Raw genomic sequence first — 20,812 nt, forward strand, 5'->3', positions numbered from 1 at the left:
TGTGGGGGGGGGGGTGTGTGGGGGGGGGGTGGTGGGGGGGGGGGGGGGGGGCGGGGGGGCCGCCCCCCCCCCCCCCCACCGGTCCACAGAGTTATCCACAGCTTGGCCGGTATCCACAGCGGTTATCCACAGCACGAAAACGACTCTGAGTCTGATAAGGGTATACAGTGACCGATTCTCCCGAGTCCACACCGAACGAGCCCGAGGTCCCCGCCGAGGCCATCGCCGCGGTGGTCGCGCACGACCGGATCGAACCGGTCGGGCTCGAGGTGGAGATGCAGCGCTCCTACCTCGACTACGCGATGAGCGTCATCGTCGGGCGTGCGCTGCCGGACGTCCGGGACGGCCTCAAGCCGGTCCACCGCAAGATCCTCTACGCGATGTTCGACTCCGGCTACCGTCCGGACCGCGGCTACGTGAAGTGCTCCCGCGTCGTCGGCGACGTGATGGGCCAGTTCCACCCGCACGGCGACTCGGCGATCTACGACGCGCTGGTCCGGATGGCGCAGCCCTGGTCACTGCGCTACCCGCTTGTCGACGGCAACGGCAACTTCGGCTCGCCCGGTAACGACCCGGCCGCCGCCATGCGTTACACCGAGTGCAAGCTCGACCCGCTGGCCATGGAGATGCTGCGGGACATCGACGAGGACACCGTCGACCTCCAGGACAACTACGACGGCCGGGCCAAGGAGCCCACGATCCTGCCGTCGCGGATCCCCAACCTGCTGGTGAACGGCTCCGAGGGCATCGCGGTCGGCATGGCCACCAAGATCCCGCCGCACAATCTGCGGGAGATCGGCGCGGCGGTCCAGTGGTGCCTCGACAATCCCGAGGAGGACGAGGAGACCACCCTCGAAGCCCTGCTCGGCATCGTCAAGGGTCCGGACTTCCCGACCTACGGCCTCATCGTCGGCCAGACCGCGATCCAGGACGCGTACCGCACGGGTCGGGGCTCGATCCGGATGCGCGCCGTGGTGGAGGTCGAGGAGGACAAGCGGGGTCGGCCCTGCCTGGTCGTCAGCGAGTTGCCCTACCAGGTCAACCCGGACAACCTCGCCGAGCGGATCGCCGAGCTGATCAAGGAGGGCAAGCTCGCCGGGATCGCCGACATCCGCGACGAGTCCTCCGGCCGTACCGGCATGCGGATCGTGTTGGTGCTCAAGCGCGACGCGGTCGCGAAGGTCGTGCTGAACAACCTCTACAAGCACACCCAGCTCCAGGAGACCTTCGGCGCCAACATGCTGGCCCTGGTCGACGGGGTGCCGCGCACGCTCAACCTGGCGCAGTTCATCCGCTACTACGTCGAGCACCAGATCGACGTGATCCGTCGGCGGACCGCCTTCCGGCTGCGCAAGGCCGAGGAGCGGGCGCACATCCTGCGCGGTCTGGGCAAGGCGCTGGACGCGCTGGACGAGGTGATCGCGCTGATCCGGCGCTCGCCGACCGTCGACGACGCGCGGCAGGGCCTGATCCGGCTGCTGGAGATCGACGAGATCCAGGCGACCGCGATCCTGGACATGCAGCTGCGCCGCCTCGCCGCGCTGGAGCGGCAGCGGATCGTGGACGACCTGGCCAAGCTCGAGATCGAGATCGCCGACCTCAAGGACATCCTGGCCAAGCCGGAGCGCCAGCGGAAGATCGTCTCCGAGGAGCTCGGCGAGATCGTCGCCAAGTGGGGCGACGACAGGCGTACGCAGATCATCCCGTTCGACGGCGAGGTCTCGATGGAGGACCTCATCGCCCGCGAGGATGTGGTCGTCACGATCACCCGGACCGGGTACGCCAAGCGGACCAAGGTCGATCTCTACCGCTCGCAGCGACGCGGGGGGAAGGGCGTCAGTGGCGCTACGCTGCGGCAGGACGACATCGTCAGCCACTTCTTCGTCTGCTCGACCCACGACTGGATCCTGTTCCTGACGAACAAGGGCCGTGTGTACCGGGCCAAGGCGTACGAGTTGCCGGAGGCCAGTAGGGTAGCCAAGGGCCAACACGTGGCCAACCTGCTCGCCTTCCTACCCGACGAGCAGATAGCGCAGATCATTGAGATCCCGAACTACCAGGTAGCCCCCTATCTGGTACTGGCCACGAAGAACGGCCTGGTGAAGAAGACGCGGCTCGAGGAGTTCGACTCCAACCGTTCCGGCGGCATCATCGCGATCAACCTGCGCGATGAGGACGAGCTGGTCGGTGCTGCGCTGGTTGCGCCGGAGAACGACCTGCTGCTGGTCTCGAAGAAGGCACAGGCGATCCGGTTCAACGCCTCGGACGAGGCGTTGCGGCCGATGGGCCGGGCCACCTCGGGTGTGATCGGCATGCGCTTCACGGACGACGACGTCCTGCTCGCCATGGAGGTCGTGCGGGAGGGTCTGGACGTTCTGGTGGCCACGAACGGGGGATACGCGAAGCGGACCCCGATCGAGGAATACCCGGTGCAGGGCCGGGGAGGTAAGGGCGTGTTGACTGCAAAGATCACCGAACGGCGCGGTGGTCTGGTTGGCGCGGTGGTGATCGATCCGGACGACGAGTTGTTCGCGATCACCAGCAATGGTGGTGTCATTCGGACTCCGGTGAAGCCTGTACGCCGTACGCGTGACCGGAACACAATGGGGGTCAAGCTGATGGACCTCCCGGACGGCGTGACTATCGTGGCGATTGCTCGCAATGCCGACGAGCCTGACGAACAGGACTAGTTGAATGACGGAGACACAGGCGAAGTCGGGGAACACGGGGACCTCGGCCAACCCGGTCGACGAGGAGGCCGCCAAGGGCGGCACACCAGCGACCGGCCGCGCGGCCGTAGGCCGGGCGACGGTCCCCGCCGACGCGCCTGCCCCGAAATTCACCAGGGCCCCGGGCATGACACCCCCGCCGGAGCCGACCAGCGACGACGCTGGCAAGGGTGACAGGACCGAGGCGTCCGGTGCCGAGGCGCCGACGTCCGCCGCCACACCTTCGGGTGCTGCGGCGGCACCCTCGGCCCGGCCGGCGACCACCCAGCCGATCAACGTCCGGCCCGGCCAGGCGGCGTCGACCGGGTCCACCGGCACCCAGCCACGGATCACACCCGGCATGACCCAGCCGCCGTCGGACGGGGCGCGTACCTCCGCTGCCGGCCGCCCGGTCAGCGGCGGTGGCCTGCCGCCGGGCATCGGCAACCCGTCGGCGGTCGGGGCTGCCCGCGTCGGTGATGCGGTACGTGCCGCGCGTACGTCGGTCAGCTCGGCCGCGTCCCGCGGACCGCGCCGGGCACGGCTGAACCTGAAGCGCATCGACCCGTGGTCGGTGATGAAGTTCGCGTTCGCCGTCTCGGTGGTGCTCTTCATCGTCGTGGTGGTCGCCACCTCGGTGCTCTACCTGGCGCTGGACGCGATGGGTGTGTTCAAGAGCGTCAACGAGAGCCTGGGTGACCTGGTCAACGCCGGCGGTGGGCAGAGCACCAGCGGCTTCCAGATCACCGCCAAGGGCGTGATCCTCAGCTCGGCGCTGATCGGCCTGGTAAACGTGGTGCTGTTCACCGCGCTGGCCACGCTGGGAGCGTTCGTCTACAACGTCTGCGCCGACCTCGTCGGCGGGATCGAGCTGACGCTCGCCGAGCGGGACTGAGCGAACGGGACGCCGGGGCACCGCGGAATGCGGTCGCTCCGGCGTCCCGTACTCGGGTAGGTTTTGGCAGGCGGCGACGGCTCAGTTCGCAGGCGCGGACCCCGATTTGGGGTCGGCAGAGCGGATGGGTTAATCTTGCTCGTCGCAACGCGGGGCTATAGCTCAGTCGGTTAGAGCGCAGAGCTGATAACTCTGAGGTCGATGGTTCGATTCCATCTAGCCCCACCGCACGGTCGTCCGACGTTAGTCGAGCACGAGGGGTCGCCCCATGTTCAAGAAGCTGCTGATTCTGGCTGGCGTTGTCGGCGTGGCCGCCGTCGTGTTCAACAAGATCAAGGCCTCGAACGACGAGCGTGCCCTCTGGCACGAGGCGACCACCGCACCCGATCTGCGCTGACGTCTGGCGCGGCGACGAGCGATCATCGCTGCGGCCGTCCACGGGGCCCTAGCTCAACTGGCAGAGCACTGCCTTTGCAAGGCAGGGGTTAGGGGTTCGAGTCCCCTGGGCTCCACCACATCATCCGGGCAGGTCATGGCCTATTCTTCTCCCCCGCTGACCCGACCTCGGATTGACGGTCATCTTTGTTCGTCAGCGGATCGTCAGCGGTGCTCGCCGAAGACCGCCGCGGCCACCTGGTAGCTGTCGAACGCCCGGGCCGCCCCGGCGTACGCCTCCAGGTGGATGAAGAGCTCGACGATCTCCTCCTTGGTCACGCCGGACGTCAGCGCGATGCGCAACTGCCCCCGCAGCGGCTCGTGGGTGCCCAGCGCCGCCGCGACGGCCACCGAGATCAGGCAGCGGCTCCGCAGGTCCAGGCCCGGTCGCGGCCACGAGTCGCCGAAGGTGTGCTCGGTCGCCAGCCGCCGGAAGTCCTGACCGACCGCGGGTTCCCCGTCGGCCAGCGGCAGGGTCAACGGTTGGCCGAGGAGGCGCTCCGCGGTGTCGAGGGCCTGCTGGTATCGGGGATCGTCGGGCATGTGATGCCACCTCCGCACGTGTCAGCCGATCGACTGCCGTTTGGTTCCAGCATCGCGCCCACCCCGGCGTTCGGTCGGCCGTTCCGGGAAACCGGTGGTCGCGATGGCATCGGGCTGATTGTGTCCCATGTCACGGTGACGGGCGTGACCTGCCCGTCTGTAGCGACATGTGGAACGGTCTATGCATGCCGATAGATCAGCACCTGCTCGTGGCCTTCACCCTGACCACGATCATCGCGATGGTCAGTCCCGGGCCGGACATGTTGTTCGTCTTGGGGTGTGGGATGCGTGGCGGTCCGCGCGCCGGTCTGCTCGCCACGGCGGGGGTGGCGACGAGCGAGGCCGTTCACGTCGTCTTGGCGGCCGCTGGGCTGGCCGCTCTCTTCGCGGCGGTGCCGACCGCCTTCACCGTGGTGCGGATCGTCGGAGGCGCGTACCTGATCTTCCTTGGCGTGCAGATGATTCGGCACCGCAAGAGCGAGCAGAGCGAGTTGCCGGTCGTCGGGGCAGGCATCTCGGGCCGCCGGGCTTATCTCAGTGGACTGTTGACGAACCTGCTCAACCCGAAGATGGTCACCTTCACGATCGCGTTCCTCCCACAGTTCATCAACCCGCAACTGGGTCAGGTCTGGGTGCAGTTCGCGATCCTCGGCGCCATTCTGATCGTCCTGGAGTTCATCGTCGACGGCACTGTGGGTGTGCTCGCAGGGCGGATCGGGGGATGGCTCCGTCGCCGGCAGGCCGTTCGCCGCCGAATCGACACAGCGACGGGAGGCGTATTCATCGGGCTGGGCGTGCGACTGGCCGTCGAGCGATGACGCCCTGTCCTCAGCACTCAATGGCGGCTCAAGCTTCCAACGGTGGGGCGTCAGGGGTTCGCCGACCGGGTTCGGTCACGCCTGCGCGGCTGCGGCCAGGAGATCGTGCGTCTCTTCGTCGAAGGCGACCAGGCGGACACGCTCGACCTCGGTGGGCGTTGCTCTGATGGTCGAGATCGCGATCTTCGCTGCTTGCGCGGGCGGGAAGCCGTACACGCCGGTGGCGATGGCCGGGAAGGCGACGCTGCGCGCTTCGACCTCGTCGGCAACCTCAAGGCTGCGCCGATAGCACGAGGTCAGAAGGTCGGCCTCACCGTAGCCACCGCCTTCCCAGACGGGGCCGACGGTGTGGATGACATGGCGTACTGGCGGGTTGAGGTCGAATGCGGGAGTGGCGACCGCGTCGCCGGTGGCGCAGGGTGCGAGCGCGGAGCCGGCCTCGGCCAGTCGCGGTCCGGCCGTACGGTGAATCGCCCCATCCACACCGCCGCCACCTAGCAGTGACTCGTTGGCGACGGTAACGATGGCGTCGACGTCCTCGCTTGTGATATCCCCAAGCACAACTTCAATCACGGGCATACCTGAGGATGCACCACGGCACCAGGGACGCGCGGCCCTTAGAGCAGCGCGATCTGACCGGACAGTTCGGGCGGCCCGGACAGCACCGCACGGAGCTTGGTGATCTGCGGGAACTCGCTCGCTCCTCCGTCACCCCACAGGCCGCGCCACTCCGAGTTGTCGCCGAGGATCCGGTCAAGTGCCTCGACCGCCAGCAGCGGCAGGTCGTCGTCCAGGTCGAGGGACTCGCCGGCAAGCAGGAAGTCCGGCGCGTACGCCGAGGTTATGGGGTCCCCGCCGGGCAGCTGGGACGCGACGATCGCTGCCGCGGCGATGGCCGAGGCGGCATCGTCATAGTCGAGGTAGTCGGCGTTGAGCGCTGCCGTTGTCAGGGCAGCACGAACCATTTCCGACCGTGCGGACGGATCGGCGTCATGGAGATCACCGCACCAGTCGGCGGCGCTGTCGTTGTCGAACGGACCGTCATCCCAGGTGCCCATGCTTTCCTCCACGTTTCCGGTGAGCCGATCATGGAGTCGGGCGGGGAGTGGCGCAAGGGCGCGGTCATCCACCGGTAATGCGCTGCCCCGTCTGACGAATCAGCGGCAGCGGCGCCAGGTCCTCGTAACCCGCGAAGAATTTCTCGGCGGCGAGCGTGCCCGCGCGTTCGGAGAGCCCGACCGCAAACTCCAGCGTCTGCCGATCGAGCCTTGGCGTGTTCACCCGTCCAGATTAGCCACGGCGCTGAGTCCCTTGACGTGCGGACTCACGCGCGATCTGCTCATCCGACGAACGTGCCGAGCGCCGAGCCGGCGATGATCCCGCGAAGTTTTCCGGTGCGGCGTCGAATCCGGGACGAGTCGTTCGTAGAGGAGACGAGGGGTGGTCGACGTGGCCGCCGGGACATGGGAGTGACGAGGATGACGCGGTACTTGATCTCGTTCAATGACGGCTCGATGGACCACATCGCCGCCGAGGAGATTGCCGATGTGGCCAAGGCTTCGCACGCGGTGGTCCGGGAGGCCATGGACGCGGGCGCGTGGGTGTTCGGCACCGGCCTGGAGAGGCAGCAGGCGACGATCGTGGCCACCGACGGGACGGTCACCGACGGCCCGTACCCGGAGACCAGGGAGGTCATTGGCGGGTTCGCGATCGTCGATGTGGCCTCTCGCGACGACGCGCTGGCGTGGGCTGCCAAGCTTGCCGCCGCCTGCCGCTGCGCGCAGGAGGTTCGGGAGATCATGCCCGACCCCGAGTCGGAGGCGCTGCTCCGTGAGGCTGATCGTCGGCGGTGACATCCCGACGCGTCGGTCGCCGCCCACCGGTTCTTCGGTAGGCGGCGATCACCGCGCCGGCCCGCCGCCGTCTACCTCAGGCCGGTGGGGTCAGGGGTGCACCGGTCAGCTTCGGGCGAGGTCCCGGTCACGACGGGCCGTCAGTCAGCCCTCGGAACCACCGTCCGCCGCAGGCTCGGCACCGGATCCGCTCCGGTCGGGGCGGGCCTGGGGCACGTGTTCCATCAGCTTGGTGAGCGCGCCGTTGGCGAAGGTCGCGCCGAGCGCCGAGCCGGCCCCGATGGTCCAGCCGACCGGTCCGAGCGGGGTGCAACCGAAGAACTGGCTCACCCCCGGCGTCTGCACGACCACGACGAGCACGCCAAGCGACGCCGCCGTGGACGCCAGCACGGCCGGGCTGGTGCCGCCGGCCAGGATGGTCTGTCCGAGTTGGGTGCCGACCAGGGAGACGAGTGCGACGGTTCCGGCCCGCTGACGACGTCCGGTGTACCGGGCCAACGTCCAGCCCGCGGTCGCGCCCAGCGTGGTCGCTGCCGCCCGGAGGCCGATCTCCCGGGTGAGGGTTTCGCCGAGCGCCGCGTCCGGGCCCTCCCGGAGCAGGTTGTCGGTGCGGTCCGACGCGGGTGGCCGGACCGCGATGGCAAGTGCCGGTGCCAGGTCGGTGAGCAGGTTGACCAGCAGCAGTTGTCGGCCGGTGAGCGCGGAGCGGCCGGTCGCCGCTGCGGTCAGCACGCTGAACGCGATCTCACCGAGGTTGCCGCCGACCAGGATGCTGAGCGCGTGCCGCACCGACGACCACATCGCCCGACCCTCGACCAGGGTGGCGATGATGGTCTCCAACCGGTCGTCGGTCACCACCAGGTCGGCCGCGGCCCGCGCCGCCGGGGTGCCTCGCTGGCCGAGGGCGATGCCGACATCGGCCAGCCGGATCGCCGGGGCGTCGTTGGCGCCGTCACCTGTCATCGCGACGGTTCGCCCGCACTTCTGCAACGCCTGGATGATCCGCACCTTGTGCGCCGGGGTGCAGCGGGCCACCACGTCGGTGTGGGCCAACCGCTCGGCGAGCGCCTCGTCGTCCAGTTGGTCCAGCTCACCGGCGGTGACCACCCGCTGCTCGTCGTGCTCGCTGATGGTGGCCGCGATCGCCTCGGCGGTGGCCGGATGATCACCGGTGATCATGATGGTGTGCACACCGGCCTGGCGGATGCGGCGTACCGCGGGGGCTGCGCTCTCCCGGACCCCGTCCGCGAGGGCCAGGAAACCCACGAAGGTCAGCCCTCGGACGTCGGCGTCGGTCACCTTCGGGTCGTCCACCTGGCACTCGGCGACGGCCAGGATCCGGTTTCCCGCCCCGGCCCGATCGGCGAGCATCCGCTCCAGCTCCGCGCGCCCGGCGTCGTCCAGCGGCTGCTGACTGCCGTCGGTACGTCGGGCCGAACACCGCGGCAGTACCGTCTCCGGAGCGCCCTTGACACTCAACAACAGGCGACCGTCGGTCTCACCGATGCTCGCGTGATAGCCACGGGACGGTTCGAACGGCAGCCCGCCGGCAGCCTGCCACCCGGCGGCACCGGTCTGCTCCACCACCCCGGCGACGCCGGCGCCCCGCCGCACCGCCCGGTCGGTCTGCAACGCCAACTCCTCCGGGTTGGCCGCGGCGGGGGTGGCGCGCAGCGCCGCGGCCAGCGTCAACCGGAGCCTGTCGTCCAGCCGGTCCGCCGGGGCGTACCGATCGCCGACGCCGTCGCCGACCCCGGCGAGCAGCAACTGGCCTTCGGTGAGGGTGCCGGTCTTGTCGAAGCAGAGCACGTCCACCCGACCCAGGGCCTCGATGGTGCGCGGATTGCGTACCAACGCGCCGTGCTCGGCCAACCGCCGGGCGGCGGCCAACTGTGCCGCGCTGACCAGGAACGGCAGCCCCTCCGGCACCGACGCCACGGCGAGGTTCGCCGCGGTCGCCGCCGTTTCGGCCAGGGGTACGCCCCGAAGCAGGCCCGCGCCGGCCACCGCTATCGCCGAGCCGGCCGCCAACGGGATGGCGGCGCTTGTCAACGAACCAAGCCGGGCTTCCACCCCACTTGTCGGTGGAGCCTGCCGAACGAGCGCCAGGCTGCGGCCGGCTTCGGTGTCCGACCCGGTCGCGACCACCACGGCGGTGCCGTGCCCGGCGGCGACGGTGGTGCCCTCGTAGAGCATCGAGTGTCGGTCGGCGATGGCGGCGGCCACCACCGGTCGGTTGGACTTGGCGACCGGCAGCGACTCGCCGGTCAGCGACGATTCGTCGGCCTCCAGGCCCACCGATTCGAGGACGCGGCAGTCGGCGGGCACCGAGTCGCCCGGCTCCAGGGCGATGACGTCGCCGAGGACCAGATCCTCGGCGGCGAGAACCTGCTCGCCACCGTCCCGGCGGACCCGCGCGGTCACCGCCGAACGGGACAGCAACTCCGCAAGTGACCGTTCGGTGTTGCGTTCGTGCACGGCGCCGATCAGGGCGGACCCACCGACGACGCTGCCTACGAGCGCGGCGTCGACGAGGGAGCCGAACGACGCGGACAGCACCGCGCCGGCGGCCAGCACCGGCGTCAACGGGTTGGACAACTCGTCAACGAAGGCGCGCAGCAGGCCGCCACGTCCGGCTCCGGCATCGCCGTTCTCTCCGGTGCCGTGGTTCCGGCGCTGCGCTTCCGCGCTGGCCAGACCGTCCGGGGTGGTGTGCAGGTGGTCGAGCACGGTGCGGACCGGCATCAGGTGCCAGGCGGTCGTCACGGGTGCCGGGGTGTCCGACTGGTCGTGCAGGCGGCGGGCCTGCCAGACCCCGTTCGCGAAGGCCAACCCGGCGGCGCCGTTGACCGCGACGAGCGCCTTGTGCGGCAGTTGGGTAGGTGGAGCGGTGAACGCTCCCAGCGCCCCGAGACCGGTGCCCGCCATGGCCAGCCTGATGTTCTGCTGAGCCGTTCGTCGGGCCACCCCGGTCGCCTCGACCACCAGGGCCACCACCCGCAGGTCGGCGCCCACCAGCAGGTGTGCGCCCCACGGCGGCAGCGCCTCCGGCGGGGCGAGCCCCAGACCGCAGTCGGACGCGCCGAGCGCCTTCCGGTCCGCCGAGACCAGCATCACCACCGCGCCGTCGCGCTGCAACGCGCGTACCGACTCGGCCAGTCGGTCGCCGCCGGGCAGCATCGCATCGGCGAAGCCGTACCGCTGCTCGTCGCCGCCGGCCACCACCAGGCGCAGTCCAGCCTGCCGGGCGGCGGCCGGGAGGCCGTCGACGCCGGGGGCGGGTTCCGGCTCGACCCGCAACAGTGCGGCGAGTCGGTCGCCGTGGGCGAGGCCGAGCAGGTGGCCGCCGGCGGAGCGCAGCCGGTCGGCGTCCGGGATGGTCCCGAGGTCGGTGCGGGGCAGCTGGTCCAGCGGTCCGAGCCGCCAGCCGTCCGCCGCGCGGGAGGCAGCCGGATCATCCGGGTCGAACAGCGCGAAGGCCCGCTCCGCCACCTGGTCGACGTCGGCGCCGGGCGCCGGCGCCAGATCGGCGAGTACGCCCCGGTCCGAGCCGAGCACGGCGGCGTCCAGCACGAGCGTGTCGATCCGGTCCAGCTCCCGCAGCACGCTGCGGTCCATCGCGATCACGCCGCGTCGGGCCAGCATTCGGCCGAGTTGGGCCGCGTACCCTTCGCGTCCGCTGCCGGGGGCCTTCGGCAGCGTCGACAAGCCCACCGCGATGGCCCGTTTCGGTCCGGCGAACGGCATCGCCGCGGCACCCGCCGCCGCGCCCGCGCCGAGCATGCGGTTGACGTACCGCTCGACCGGGCCGTCCGGCTTCGGCCGGGGACGCTCGATGACCGGCCAGCGGGCGGTGGCGCGTTCCGCGTCGCCGGTCAGTCGTGGCTCGGCCCGCTCCCAGGCGGAGAGCTGGGCTCGCGCCTCGCCCCACTGCACCACCCGCTGGGCGCCGTCCAGGACGATCCCGGTCCAACGGCCGGTCAGGCCCTGCACCACCGCTTCGGCCAGCGGGAAGAGGAGGTCGGCGCGGGGGTCGGAGCGCAGTCGTTTGCCGATGAACCCGTGCAGCTTCGGTTGTAGATCAATCGCGGCGAGCAGGCCCGCCACCTCACCGGGCAGCGGCGCGAACGGCAGGATCCGGGTGGCCGCCGAGATGGTCAGGCCCAGCGCGTCCGAGGCGAGCGCCCCGAGGGTACGGGGGGTTCGCGGCCCTTCCTCAGGTGGATGCGGTGGCGGGATCTCCGGGTCGGGTTCGTGGTCACAGGTCCGCTCGACCCGGCCGATCGTGGCGATCAGGTCGCGCAACGCCGGCTCGGGGGTCTCGACGGCAATCACCACCCGCCCGGACGGGGCGTTGACCCGAGCCCAGGCGACGCCGGGCAGACGCTCCAGCGCGCCCTCCACCTGACGAGCCAGCCGGTTTCCGCCGTCCTGGCAGACGCCGTGCACCTCGATGTGGTGTCGACCCGGCCGGGACCAGACCCGTCGCCGCGTCAGCCCGGCCGTCCGGGCCAGCCGGGTCGCGGCCGAACCGACGGTCCGGGACGCCTCGCCGACCAGGTGCGGCATGCCGAAGGACGGCAGGATGCGGCTGGCTGCGCGACCCGCCGCCGTCATTGAGGCGTACGGCTGGACGGACGCCGGTCCGACTCCCTGTTGCTGCTGGTCCTGACCTTGGCCATCTCGTCCTCCCACCGCACTCACGTCCGGCGGCCTGGCTTCCCGACCTGTCGTCCGTTATGCCCCCGGGGTGGTGGAACTTTGCGTCGTCGCCGGCGCATGGACGGGGTGGGCCGTGGAATCCGACGACCATCACCGGACACGGGGAGGCCGGCATGAGCACACTGACGCGACATCTGAACGGCTCGCACGAGAACGTCCGGATGTACAACCGGCGGGTGGCATTACCGATGCTGGGCGAGGTGGCGGTGCCGCCACCGGACAAGGTCGCCTACTACGCGGGGCTCGGCGTGCTCGCCGCACTACAGGTGATCGAGTGGCCGATCGCCCTGGTGATCACCGCCGGTCACCTGCTGGCCGACCAGCACCTGTCGGGAGTGGTGCGCGGGGTCGGGCAGGCGCTGCAGGACGCCTGACGAGAGCCGGGTCACCGGTGATTGACTTGAATCCAGGTTGAAGTCGCATGCTCGGGTCATGCCGAGCACAGTCGCCACCAGCGCACCGGCCGTACCGGGGCTGTTCGCACCCCGGTTGCGCGCGATGACTGTGGGCAGCGTCGCCCTGATCTCGTTGCTCGCGTTCGAGGCGCTGGCGGTCGGTACGGCGATGCCGACCGTCGCCCGCAGCCTCGACGGGGTGGCGCTGTACGGGATCGCGTTCGGTGGCCCGTTCGCCACGGGCGTGCTGGCCATGGTGGTCTCCGGCATCTGGTGTGACGCCAGAGGCCCACGGGGTCCGATGTGGCACGGGGTTGCCTGGTTCGTGGTCGGGTTGCTGATCGCCGGGACGGCGCACGCGATGAGTGTGCTGGTCGTCGGGCGGGTGGTGCAGGGGTTCGGCACCGGGCTGCTCTCGGTGGCGCTCTACGTGATCGTCGGGCAGGCGTACCCACCGGAACTGCACCGGCGGATCTTCGCGGCGTTCGCGGCGGCGTGGGTCGTACCGTCGCTGGTCGGGCCGGCGGTGGCCGGCCTGATCGTGGAGCACCTGGGCTGGCGGTGGGTCTTCCTCGCGGTGCCGGCGGTGGCGGTGCCGGCGGTGCTGCTGATCCACCCCGGCCTGCGGTCGCTGGGGCGGAGCGTGGCGAGCCGGCCACCAGCCGGCGCGGTGGGACGGATCGGCTGGGCGTGCGGGGCCGCGGTGAGCGCCGCTCTGCTGCACATCGGGGGACAGCAGCGCGGCGTCACCGCCCTCACCCTTGTCGCGCTTGCCGTGGTCGGCCTGCTGGTCTGTGCGCCGCGCCTGCTGCCGGCCGGGTTCCTGCGGGCGGCCCGAGGGCTGCCCACGGTGGTGGGGCTGCGGGGGCTGGCGTCGGCGGCCTTCGTGGGCGCCGAGGTGGTCATCCCGTTGATGCTCTCCCGGGAGCGGGGTCTCTCGCCGACCGCCGCCGGGCTGGTCCTCACGGTCGGCGCGCTGGCTTGGTCGGTGGGCTCCTGGTTGCAGGGCCGGATCCCGGTGCCCGCGTCCCGGGCCAGCCTGCCGCGGCTCGGGTTGAGCTGCATCACGGTCGGCACGGCCACGGTGGCGCTCGCCGTGCGGCCCGAGGTCCCGGTGGCCGTCGCCGTGCTCGGGTGGGCGGCGGCCGGCCTCGGCATGGGGTTGCTCTACCCGTCGTTGTCGGTGCTCACCCTGGAGCTGTCCGCCCCTGGTGAGCAGGGCCGCAACAGCTCATCCCTGCAACTGGGCGACTCCCTCTTCGCGGCGACAGTGCTCGCGCTGACAGGTGCCGTGCTGGCCGCGGGGAGCGCGCCCGGCCCGGCCAGTTACGCGGCGACTCTGGCGGTGACCGCTGGCCTGGCGCTGCTCGGCGCGCTGTTGGCCGGTCGCGTCGTGGTGGGCGCAACGGTGCGACCGGAGGGGTGATCCGCGGATTCGGTCGCTCCCGGCCCGGTCGGGCCGGGAGGATTGCGGGCGATGAACTTCCTGACCATCCTGCCGCTCGCCGTGGTGATGGTCGCCGGGACCCAACTTGTCGTGTCGGTCTTCCTCGCCTCGTCGGACCGGCCCCGGGCGGCGTCACTGGGCTTCCTCGCCGGGGCCGGGCTGGTGGTCACGGCCGGAGTGACGCTGAGCTGGCTGCTGACCCGTTGGGTGGGCGGGCTGGCCGCCGACGCCAGTGCCGCCGCCGGCAAGGTCGATCGCGGTCCCGCCATCGACCTGGTGGTTCTCGCCCTGCTGGTCGGCCTGGCCGTGCTGGTGTGGGTACGGCGGGACCGGTCCGGACCGCCGAGGTGGCTGGGGAGCATCGAGCACGCCGACCCGCGTACGGCACTGCGGCTGGGCGCGTTGCTCTTCGTGCTCACGCCGACCGACGACCTGACCATGGCGGCCGTCGGGGCGAGTGTGGCCCGACATGACCTGCCGTGGTGGCACCTGGTGCCGTTCGTGCTGCTCACCGTGCTCCTGCTCGCCCTGCCGCTGCTGGCGTTACTGCTGCTCGGGGACCGGGCGGCGCGGGTCCTGACCCGGATGCGGGAGTGGGCCGAGGGGCACGCCTGGATCGTCAACGAGATCGTGATCGCGTTCTTCGCGCTGCTGACCGTGCTGGACCTGATCCGCTCGGGCTGAGTCGGGGCGGACACGTACGGGGGAACGGGGCGGAAATGAGAGCAACAACGGTTCACGTTCGTCTTACGGTGACGTCATGTTCGCTGTCGTCACCACGGTGATCCTCTACGTCTTCGGTTTCGTCTTCCTCTACGGCGTGATCCGGCTGGGTGTCCGGCACGCCATGGAGGATCTGGAACTGCAACGGGCCAGGGCCCAACGCGAGCAGGAGCTGGCTGCCGCCAGAGACCGCTCCTTCATGCGCGACAACGCTTTCCTCGCCGGCAGTTGAGCACCGGATCCGTCCGGCCCGGGCCGGTGGCGTCCCGAAACGGCACGGGAGCCGTCGGGCGTTTCAGCGTCGCGGATGCGAGGATCGCACCCGTGATGGGAACGCTGAAGACCGAACCCGCCCGCGCCCGCCTCGACCTGCTCGCCCCGCCGGTGGCGGAGGCCATCGCGCAGTGGCCCGCCGACGCGCCGGTCGACGTCAACGACGTGCTGGTCGCCCCGATCGACGCCGAACTCGCCGACACCGCGGCGTTCTGTGCGGCGTACGAGGTGGGGTTGGACGTGTCGGCCAACTGTGTCGTGGTGGCCGGCAAGCGTGAGGGTGTGGTCCGCTACGCCGCCTGCATCGTCCTGGCCACCACCAGGGCCGACGTGAACGGGGTGGCCCGCCGGGCGTTGGACGTCCGCAAGGCGAGCTTCGCCCCGATGACCGACGCGGTCGAGTTGACCGGCATGGAGTACGGCGGCATCACCCCGATCGGGCTGCCGGCGCAGTGGCCGATCCTGGTGGACGCACGCGTCATCGCCGCCCCGCACGTGATCATCGGGTCCGGCGTACGGCACAGCAAGATCGCGCTGCCCGGGCCGGCTCTGGGCGCGTTGCCCGGCGCCCAGGTGGTGGAAGGGCTGGCCAGGCCGGCCTGAACAGCCACCGGCATCGATGTTGTTGCACGTGAAACATCGTGATCATCGATGCCGGGCACCCCGCTGACTCAGTGGTTCGCGGCCTCGCGCTGCTCGACCTCGGCGAGCGCGGCGAGCAGCGTCTGCACCTCCTGCGCACCGGAGACCGCGTACTTTCCGGCCAGGACGAAGGTCGGCACGCTGCTGATGCCCAGGCCCTGCGCCTCGGCCAGTTGGGCGGAGACGTCGGCGACGCGCTCGTCGGAGTCGAGGAACCGAAGCGCGTCGGCGGCGTCCAGGCCGATCTCGCCGGCCAGGGTGGCCAGCGCCTCCCGCGACCCGACGTCGACGCCGTGGTTGAAGTGCGCCTGGTAGAGCGCCTCCACCATCTCGGCCGCCCTGCCCTGGTCGGTGGCCCAGGAGACCAGCCGGTGCGCGTCGAAGGTGTTGGCGATCACCGCGCGGTCGTAGTCCAGCCGCAGCCCGTCACCGGCCGCGACCTGGGTCACGTGGTCGACCATCTGCCGGGCGCGCTCCGGGCCGCCGAACTTTCCGGCCAGCGCCTCCACCAGGGGCAGCGGCTCGGCGACCGGCGACGGGTCGAGTTGGAACGGCCGGTAGCGGACCGTCACCTCGCCCGGATAGCTGGCGAGAGCCTCGTCCAGGCGGCGCTTGCCGATGTAGCACCACGGGCAGATGACGTCCGCGTAGATCTCGATCTCCATGATCGTTGGCAACCTCGCGGTCAGCCGAGTTGTTCCCGCACCTGACGCTTGAGCCGGCCCAGGATCGCCGTGCCGCCGCGTATCCGCAGCGGGCTGATCGCCTGCGCCAGGCCCATCCGCTGGTAGAGGTCGTCCGGCACGGCCAGGACCTCCTCCGGGCTCGCCAGGGCCAGCCCCTCGGCGAGGATCCCGGCGAACGCCCGGGTGGTCGGCGCCTCCGGCGGGCAGTCGAAGATCGTCGCCACGGTGCCCCCCGGGGTCACCTTGGCGCGAAGGAAGAACGACGTCTGGCACTCGGGCACCTGTTCCATGCCCTCGCGTTCGACGGCGCCCTCCGGCAGCACCGGAATGACGTCCGCGTACTCCAGGAGCATCTCCAGCACCAGGTCGCGCGGCGCGGCGGCGAACTCGTCGACGATCTCGGCCAGTCGGGCCGGCATGTCAGCCATGCGTCGAGGCTACCGCCGGCCACCCGCGAACAGGCCGGCGGCACATACCGTGCGCCGACCCGGCCCGTTCGTCACACCGTCGGCGACTGCTCGCTGATCTCGCTGAGCGCGCTCGTGGGGTCGAGCTGCATGGCCAGGTCGCCGAGCGAGACGATGCCGACAAGCTTGCGGTCGGTGTCACAGACCAGCACCCGGCGGATGCCCCGGTCCCGCATGAGCGCCGCCGCCTCACCCGCCGTGCAGTGCTGCTCGATCATGACCACCTCGCGGGTGACGATCGAGCCGATGGTGGTGGCCGCGGGGGAACTGTTCTCCGCCACGGCCCGCACCACGATGTCCCGGTCGGTGAGCATGCCGGCGAGGCTCGCGCCGTCGGTGACCACCACGTCACCGATGTCCGCCTCCTTCATCACCCTGGCGGCCTCGTCCAGTGTGGTTTCGGCGGGCAGGTACACGACCTGTTTGGTCATCACGTCGCTGACCCGGTAACCGGTCATGAGAGCCTCCGCAAACGTCTTCGGTCGATCCGACTGCACTACCCCGTGACGCGGCAGCTACACCAGGTTCCCACGTTCCTGGCGTACCTCGTGGACAAGTCGGTCCACCAGACCCTCAAGCGGCAGCTCGACGCGCTCGTCGCCGGCCCGCTCGCGCAGCTCGACGTACCCCTCGGCGAGTCGGCGGCCGACCACGACGGCCCGGGGGATGCCGATCAGCTCCGCGTCGGTGAACTTGACCCCGGCCGAGACGTGCGTGCGGTCGTCGACGAGCACCCGCAGGCCGGCGGCGGCGAGGCGCCCGCCCAGCTCCAGCGCCGCGTCGAGCTGCGGGCCCTTGCCCGCCACCACCAGGTGTACGTCGCACGGCGCGATCGCCGCCGGCCAGACCAGTCCCCGGTCGTCGTGGTGCTGTTCGGCGACCGCCGCGACCGCCCGGGACACCCCGATGCCGTAGCAGCCCATCGTCGGCCGGACCGGCTTGCCGGCCGGCCCGAGCACGTCGACCGCGAACGCGTCGGTGTACCGGCGACCGAGCTGGAAGATGTGGCCGATCTCGATGCCCCGCCGGATCGTCAACTCGCCGTCGACGCAGTCGGGGCAGCTGTCCCCGGCGCGCACCTCGGCCGCCTCGATCGTCCCGTCGGGCGTGAAGTCCCGCCCGGAGACGACGTCGGTCGCGTGCCGGCCCGGCTCGTTCGCCCCGGTCAGCCATGCGGAACCGGGCACCACCCGCGGATCGACCAGGTAGCGGATGCCCAGCTTGTCGAGCACCTGCGGCCCGAGGTAGCCGCGGACCAGCTCCGGATGCTCGACCCACTCGTCGAAGACGGCCACCTGGGCCGGCGCCAGCGCGGCGGTGACCCGCTTCAGGTCGACCTCCCGGTCCCCGGGCAGCCCGATCACCACCGGCTCGGCCCGCTCGGCACCCGGCTGCCGGACCGACAACACCACGTTCTTCAGGGTGTCGGCGGCGGTCCAGCCGTCCCGATCCCCCAACCGACGGGCGTTCGCCAGCTCCACCAGGCTCGCGATCGTCGGGGTTTCCGGGGTGTCGTGCACCTCGACCGCCCGCTGCGTGGTCGGGTCGGCGGCGGCCGGCGCCCGGGTGACCACCGCCTCGGTGTTAGCCGCGTAGTCGCAGGCGGTGCAGCCCACGAACGTGTCCTCGCCCACCGGCGCCGTCGCCAGGAACTCCTCCGACGCGGAGCCACCCATCGCCCCGGACATCGCGTGCACCACCGTGTAGTCCAGGCCCAACCGGTCGAAGATCCGCCGATACGCCGCGCGATGCCGGGCGTACGCGTCCCGCAGCCCCGCGTCGTCCAGGTCGAAGGAGTACGCGTCCTTCATCAGGAACTCCCGACCGCGCAGCAGCCCGGCCCGGGGCCGCGCCTCGTCGCGGAACTTCGTCTGCACCTGGAAGAGCGTCACCGGGAAGTCGCGGTACGAGGTGAACACGTCCTTGACCAGCAGCGCCGCCATCTCCTCGTGGGTGGGCGCCAACAGGTGCTCGGCGCCGCGCCGGTCGGCGAGGGTGAAGATGTCGTCGCCGTACTCGGCCCACCGGCCGCTCGTCCGGTAGGGGTCGGCCGGCAGCAGCGCCGGGAAGTGCACCTCCTGGTCGCCGATCGCGAACAACTCGCCACGCACCACGTCGGTGACCCAGTCCAGCACCAGCTTGCCCAGCGGCAGCCAGGTGTAGCCACCCGGCGCGGCGCGGCGGATGTAACCGGCGCGCAGGAGAAGCCGGTGGCTCGGCACCTCCGCGTCGGCCGGGTCCTCGCGCAGGGTCCGGAGCAGCAGGGTCGACATGCGTAGCAGCATGCGCGCAGCGTAGAGGCGTGCCGAGCGCCCGAGCGACCCAATTCGTCAGGCGCGCCGTGAACACGGCGGGTGCCTGCCGGCAACCACTGTGGCCCAGGGCGACGTCTGGAGAGGCAGCACATCCCTCCTGCACCACGACCCGAAGGATCGGCCCGTGTGGACCCTCTGCTGAGTGAGTTCGACTCGTTCGTCCGTACCCGCACGCCGGCGTTGCTGCGCTCGGCCTACCTGCTCACCGGTGACCAGCACCTGGCCGAGGATCTCGTCCAGTCGGCGCTGGCCCGGACACACCGGTCCTGGAACCGGCTGCACCACAGCGGCAACGCCGAGGCGTACACCCGGAAGATCATGTACCACCTGCAGGTGTCCTGGTGGCGGCGCCGCCGGGTACCCGAGTCGATGCCGGGCGACCTGCCCGAGCCCCGCGGAGGCGACTCGGCCCCGGACCACGCGCAGCAGACAAGTCTGCGGCTGACCCTCCGGTCGGCGCTGGCGAAGCTCTCCCCGAAGCAACGGGCCGTGCTGGTGCTGCGGTTCTTCGAGGACCGCACCGAGGCGGAGACCGCCGAGCTGCTCGGCGTCACCGTCGGCACTGTCAAGAGCCAGACGGCGAAGTCACTCGCCAAGTTGCGCGTCGTCGCCCCCGACCTCGCCGAGCTGTACGTCCTGGAAGGGAGCACCCGATGAACGACGAGCGTCTCCGGCTCGACCTGACCGACCTGGCCGATGAGGTCACGGTTGTCGACCTGCGGGACCGGAGCCTGCGTACGTCCCGTCGGCTCGGGATCCAGCGCGCCGTGGCCACGTCGGCCGCGGTGTTGGTGCTGATCGCGGCGGCGGCCGGCACCGCCCTCGCCATCCGGCCCAACGGGTCTCCCGCGCCGCTCCCCGCCGACACCCCGTCGGTGACCGCGACACCGACCCCAACGCCAACGCCCACCCCGACGCCGTCCAACAGCCCCAGCACCCCGCCCAGCGGCGGGTCCAGCGCGATCGCGCCGACGGTGGCCATCGGCAGGCTCTTCTACGGGCCCGCCGAGGTGACCGGCGCGAAGACCGCGAACCTGCGGTCCTGGCGCCCCGGCGACAATGCGGTCCAACTGCTGGCGTTGCCCGATATCGCGTGGAAGGGCAACGTGAGCGTCTCGCCGGACGGCCGCCGAGTGGCCTGGGTGGACAGCGACGGCAGCAGCAACAACCTGTTCGTCGCGAACGCTGACGGCTCCGACCGGCGGAAGGTGCGCCCGGATGTCGACCCGTACTGCGTCACCACGGTCTGGTCGCCGGACGGGCGGCAACTGCTGTTCCGCGAGACGAAGCCGAACGCGGCGGGTGGACCCGGCCGCTACGGCGTGCTGGAGGTGCGCTCAACGGGGAAGGGCGTGCGCTGGTGGACCACCGAACCTGAGGCCTGTCATGCCCTCTGGTCGGCGGACGGTCAGACCATCGCCCTGAACACCGACGCCGGCGTCGCGCTCTACGGCACGGACGGCACGACGAAGCGCGTCGTCCCCGGCTTCTCGGTGGACGGTTGGCGCAGCAACGACATGGCCAGCCTCTCCCCGGACGGCTCCCGCATCGCCCTGCTGCGGAAGAAGGCGGATGGGGACGCCGGCGACGTCGCTCGCGACCTGCGGGTCAACGTGGTGCTGGACACCCGGACCGGAAGGGAGATCCGGCTGCCACTCGGCGGACGCGAGCTGCGGCAGGTCTACTTCCAGACCGACGGCTCGATGGTCGTGCGGGTTCGGGACGGCAGCGGCCACGCCGTGCTGCTGGTCCACGCGAATGGCAGCAAGATCTCCGAGACCGCCGAGCCGGCGAGCCTGAAGGACATGCAGATCCTGGCCGTCGCGGGCTGACGCAGCGGCACCTACGGTGGCGGGCCACCTCCCGGGGTGGCCCGCCACCGGGTCCGGT

21 protein-coding genes and 2 tRNA genes are annotated in these 20,812 nt (G+C 70.9%); 14 read left to right on the plus strand and 9 right to left on the minus strand.

Annotated elements, in window-relative coordinates; genetic code table 11:
• Positions 1-167: 167 nt before the first annotated feature.
• The 5 genes from gyrA (at position 168) to ACLQ29_RS06640 (ending at position 4,118) form a co-directional block, all read left to right on the plus strand.
• On the plus strand, positions 168-2,690 hold the full coding sequence (gene gyrA / locus ACLQ29_RS06620; protein WP_393365086.1) for a DNA gyrase subunit A: 2,523 nt from the start codon (positions 168-170) through the stop codon (positions 2,688-2,690).
• A 4-nt stretch (positions 2,691-2,694) separates the two neighbouring features.
• Positions 2,695-3,603, plus strand: coding sequence for a DUF3566 domain-containing protein (locus ACLQ29_RS06625; RefSeq protein ID WP_393365088.1), 909 nt, complete (start codon positions 2,695-2,697; stop codon positions 3,601-3,603).
• Positions 3,604-3,754: 151 nt separating this feature from the next.
• Positions 3,755-3,828, plus strand: a tRNA-Ile gene (locus ACLQ29_RS06630).
• Between the two features lie 43 nt (positions 3,829-3,871).
• Positions 3,872-4,000 carry a DLW-39 family protein gene (locus ACLQ29_RS06635; protein WP_209444550.1) on the plus strand — a complete coding sequence of 43 codons (129 nt, stop codon included), beginning with the start codon at positions 3,872-3,874 and terminating at the stop codon, positions 3,998-4,000.
• A gap of 42 nt (positions 4,001-4,042) precedes the next feature.
• Positions 4,043-4,118: transfer RNA gene (locus ACLQ29_RS06640), tRNA-Ala, on the plus strand.
• Positions 4,119-4,203: 85 nt separating this feature from the next.
• Here ACLQ29_RS06640 and ACLQ29_RS06645 read toward each other — a convergent pair.
• The gene (locus tag ACLQ29_RS06645) at positions 4,204-4,581 is read right to left on the minus strand and encodes a carboxymuconolactone decarboxylase family protein (RefSeq protein WP_088986731.1); all 378 of its coding nucleotides are present in this window, start codon (positions 4,579-4,581) and stop codon (positions 4,204-4,206) included.
• A gap of 185 nt (positions 4,582-4,766) precedes the next feature.
• On the opposite strand from ACLQ29_RS06645, the gene ACLQ29_RS06650 reads away from it, so the two are divergent.
• Positions 4,767-5,399 carry a LysE family translocator gene (locus ACLQ29_RS06650; RefSeq protein WP_425770785.1) on the plus strand — a complete coding sequence of 211 codons (633 nt, stop codon included), beginning with the start codon at positions 4,767-4,769 and terminating at the stop codon, positions 5,397-5,399.
• 75 nt (positions 5,400-5,474) lie between these two features.
• On the opposite strand, the gene ACLQ29_RS06655 is transcribed toward ACLQ29_RS06650, so the two are convergent.
• The 3 genes from ACLQ29_RS06655 to ACLQ29_RS06665 form a co-directional block, all read right to left on the minus strand.
• Positions 5,475-5,978 (minus strand): O-acetyl-ADP-ribose deacetylase, encoded by a 504-nt coding sequence (locus tag ACLQ29_RS06655; protein WP_425770786.1) that lies wholly within the window; start codon positions 5,976-5,978, stop codon positions 5,475-5,477.
• A 38-nt stretch (positions 5,979-6,016) separates the two neighbouring features.
• Positions 6,017-6,457 (minus strand): DUF4259 domain-containing protein, encoded by a 441-nt coding sequence (locus tag ACLQ29_RS06660; protein ID WP_425770787.1) that lies wholly within the window; start codon positions 6,455-6,457, stop codon positions 6,017-6,019.
• A 64-nt stretch (positions 6,458-6,521) separates the two neighbouring features.
• Complete coding sequence (locus ACLQ29_RS06665; RefSeq protein WP_425770788.1) at positions 6,522-6,680, minus strand: hypothetical protein; 159 nt, start codon at positions 6,678-6,680, stop codon at positions 6,522-6,524.
• A 71-nt stretch (positions 6,681-6,751) separates the two neighbouring features.
• Here ACLQ29_RS06665 and ACLQ29_RS06670 point away from each other — a divergent pair, with 71 nt between their 5' ends.
• A complete protein-coding gene (locus tag ACLQ29_RS06670; protein ID WP_425770789.1) occupies positions 6,752-7,252 on the plus strand; it encodes a YciI family protein in 501 nt (166 codons plus the stop codon).
• 144 nt (positions 7,253-7,396) lie between these two features.
• On the opposite strand, the gene ACLQ29_RS06675 is transcribed toward ACLQ29_RS06670, so the two are convergent.
• Positions 7,397-11,821: an HAD-IC family P-type ATPase gene (locus tag ACLQ29_RS06675; protein WP_425770790.1), complete on the minus strand. Its 4,425-nt coding sequence runs from the start codon at positions 11,819-11,821 to the stop codon at positions 7,397-7,399.
• A gap of 266 nt (positions 11,822-12,087) precedes the next feature.
• Between ACLQ29_RS06675 and ACLQ29_RS06680 the strand changes: the two genes are divergently transcribed.
• The 5 genes from ACLQ29_RS06680 to ACLQ29_RS06700 all read left to right on the plus strand — a co-directional run bounded on the left by ACLQ29_RS06680 (position 12,088) and on the right by ACLQ29_RS06700 (position 15,415).
• Positions 12,088-12,348, plus strand: a complete 261-nt coding sequence (locus tag ACLQ29_RS06680) for a hypothetical protein (protein ID WP_425770791.1) — start codon at positions 12,088-12,090, stop codon at positions 12,346-12,348.
• A 58-nt stretch (positions 12,349-12,406) separates the two neighbouring features.
• Positions 12,407-13,795, plus strand: a complete 1,389-nt coding sequence (locus tag ACLQ29_RS06685) for an MFS transporter (RefSeq protein ID WP_425770792.1) — start codon at positions 12,407-12,409, stop codon at positions 13,793-13,795.
• A gap of 51 nt (positions 13,796-13,846) precedes the next feature.
• Positions 13,847-14,500, plus strand: coding sequence for a GAP family protein (locus tag ACLQ29_RS06690; RefSeq protein WP_425770793.1), 654 nt, complete (start codon positions 13,847-13,849; stop codon positions 14,498-14,500).
• Between the two features lie 76 nt (positions 14,501-14,576).
• Positions 14,577-14,771, plus strand: coding sequence for a hypothetical protein (locus ACLQ29_RS06695; protein ID WP_425770794.1), 195 nt, complete (start codon positions 14,577-14,579; stop codon positions 14,769-14,771).
• Positions 14,772-14,866: 95 nt separating this feature from the next.
• A complete protein-coding gene (locus tag ACLQ29_RS06700; protein WP_425756992.1) occupies positions 14,867-15,415 on the plus strand; it encodes a YbaK/EbsC family protein in 549 nt (182 codons plus the stop codon).
• A gap of 68 nt (positions 15,416-15,483) precedes the next feature.
• On the opposite strand, the gene ACLQ29_RS06705 is transcribed toward ACLQ29_RS06700, so the two are convergent.
• From ACLQ29_RS06705 to ACLQ29_RS06720, 4 genes are all read right to left on the minus strand, one after another.
• On the minus strand, positions 15,484-16,119 hold the full coding sequence (locus ACLQ29_RS06705; RefSeq protein WP_425770795.1) for a DsbA family oxidoreductase: 636 nt from the start codon (positions 16,117-16,119) through the stop codon (positions 15,484-15,486).
• A gap of 20 nt (positions 16,120-16,139) precedes the next feature.
• Positions 16,140-16,568 (minus strand): SufE family protein, encoded by a 429-nt coding sequence (locus tag ACLQ29_RS06710; RefSeq protein ID WP_425770796.1) that lies wholly within the window; start codon positions 16,566-16,568, stop codon positions 16,140-16,142.
• A gap of 71 nt (positions 16,569-16,639) precedes the next feature.
• A complete protein-coding gene (locus tag ACLQ29_RS06715) occupies positions 16,640-17,065 on the minus strand; it encodes a CBS domain-containing protein (protein WP_252416973.1) in 426 nt (141 codons plus the stop codon).
• A 57-nt stretch (positions 17,066-17,122) separates the two neighbouring features.
• Positions 17,123-18,892: a proline--tRNA ligase gene (locus ACLQ29_RS06720; RefSeq protein WP_425770797.1), complete on the minus strand. Its 1,770-nt coding sequence runs from the start codon at positions 18,890-18,892 to the stop codon at positions 17,123-17,125.
• A gap of 156 nt (positions 18,893-19,048) precedes the next feature.
• Between ACLQ29_RS06720 and ACLQ29_RS06725 the strand changes: the two genes are divergently transcribed.
• Both ACLQ29_RS06725 and ACLQ29_RS06730 read left to right on the plus strand, forming a co-directional pair.
• Complete coding sequence (locus ACLQ29_RS06725) at positions 19,049-19,579, plus strand: SigE family RNA polymerase sigma factor (protein WP_425770798.1); 531 nt, start codon at positions 19,049-19,051, stop codon at positions 19,577-19,579.
• Positions 19,576-20,754 (plus strand): TolB family protein, encoded by a 1,179-nt coding sequence (locus ACLQ29_RS06730; RefSeq protein WP_425770799.1) that lies wholly within the window; start codon positions 19,576-19,578, stop codon positions 20,752-20,754. The genes ACLQ29_RS06725 and ACLQ29_RS06730 overlap by 4 nt, the downstream gene beginning before the upstream one ends.
• Positions 20,755-20,812: the final 58 nt, after the last annotated feature.

It is taken from the genome of Micromonospora sp. DT228 (assembly GCF_049841595.1).
In the GTDB taxonomy this organism is placed as follows: Bacteria; Actinomycetota; Actinomycetes; order Mycobacteriales; family Micromonosporaceae; genus Micromonospora.

Excerpts from the sequence above, each read along its gene's own strand:
- ACLQ29_RS06625 (WP_393365088.1), top strand. The coding sequence starts at position 2,695 with ATGACGGAGACACAGGCGAAGTCGGGGAACACGGGGACCTCGGCCAAC.
- ACLQ29_RS06635 (WP_209444550.1), top strand. The coding sequence starts at position 3,872 with ATGTTCAAGAAGCTGCTGATTCTGGCTGGCGTTGTCGGCGTGGCCGCC.
- ACLQ29_RS06645 (WP_088986731.1), bottom strand. The coding sequence starts at position 4,581 with ATGCCCGACGATCCCCGATACCAGCAGGCCCTCGACACCGCGGAGCGC.
- ACLQ29_RS06650 (WP_425770785.1), top strand. The coding sequence starts at position 4,767 with ATGCCGATAGATCAGCACCTGCTCGTGGCCTTCACCCTGACCACGATC.
- ACLQ29_RS06655 (WP_425770786.1), bottom strand. The coding sequence starts at position 5,978 with ATGCCCGTGATTGAAGTTGTGCTTGGGGATATCACAAGCGAGGACGTC.
- ACLQ29_RS06660 (WP_425770787.1), bottom strand. The coding sequence starts at position 6,457 with ATGGGCACCTGGGATGACGGTCCGTTCGACAACGACAGCGCCGCCGAC.
- ACLQ29_RS06675 (WP_425770790.1), bottom strand. The coding sequence starts at position 11,821 with ATGCCGCACCTGGTCGGCGAGGCGTCCCGGACCGTCGGTTCGGCCGCG.
- ACLQ29_RS06680 (WP_425770791.1), top strand. The coding sequence starts at position 12,088 with ATGAGCACACTGACGCGACATCTGAACGGCTCGCACGAGAACGTCCGG.
- ACLQ29_RS06685 (WP_425770792.1), top strand. The coding sequence starts at position 12,407 with ATGCCGAGCACAGTCGCCACCAGCGCACCGGCCGTACCGGGGCTGTTC.
- ACLQ29_RS06690 (WP_425770793.1), top strand. The coding sequence starts at position 13,847 with ATGAACTTCCTGACCATCCTGCCGCTCGCCGTGGTGATGGTCGCCGGG.
- ACLQ29_RS06695 (WP_425770794.1), top strand. The coding sequence starts at position 14,577 with ATGTTCGCTGTCGTCACCACGGTGATCCTCTACGTCTTCGGTTTCGTC.
- ACLQ29_RS06700 (WP_425756992.1), top strand. The coding sequence starts at position 14,867 with ATGGGAACGCTGAAGACCGAACCCGCCCGCGCCCGCCTCGACCTGCTC.
- ACLQ29_RS06705 (WP_425770795.1), bottom strand. The coding sequence starts at position 16,119 with ATGGAGATCGAGATCTACGCGGACGTCATCTGCCCGTGGTGCTACATC.
- ACLQ29_RS06710 (WP_425770796.1), bottom strand. The coding sequence starts at position 16,568 with ATGGCTGACATGCCGGCCCGACTGGCCGAGATCGTCGACGAGTTCGCC.
- ACLQ29_RS06715 (WP_252416973.1), bottom strand. The coding sequence starts at position 17,065 with ATGACCGGTTACCGGGTCAGCGACGTGATGACCAAACAGGTCGTGTAC.
- ACLQ29_RS06720 (WP_425770797.1), bottom strand. The coding sequence starts at position 18,892 with ATGCTGCTACGCATGTCGACCCTGCTGCTCCGGACCCTGCGCGAGGAC.
- ACLQ29_RS06730 (WP_425770799.1), top strand. The coding sequence starts at position 19,576 with ATGAACGACGAGCGTCTCCGGCTCGACCTGACCGACCTGGCCGATGAG.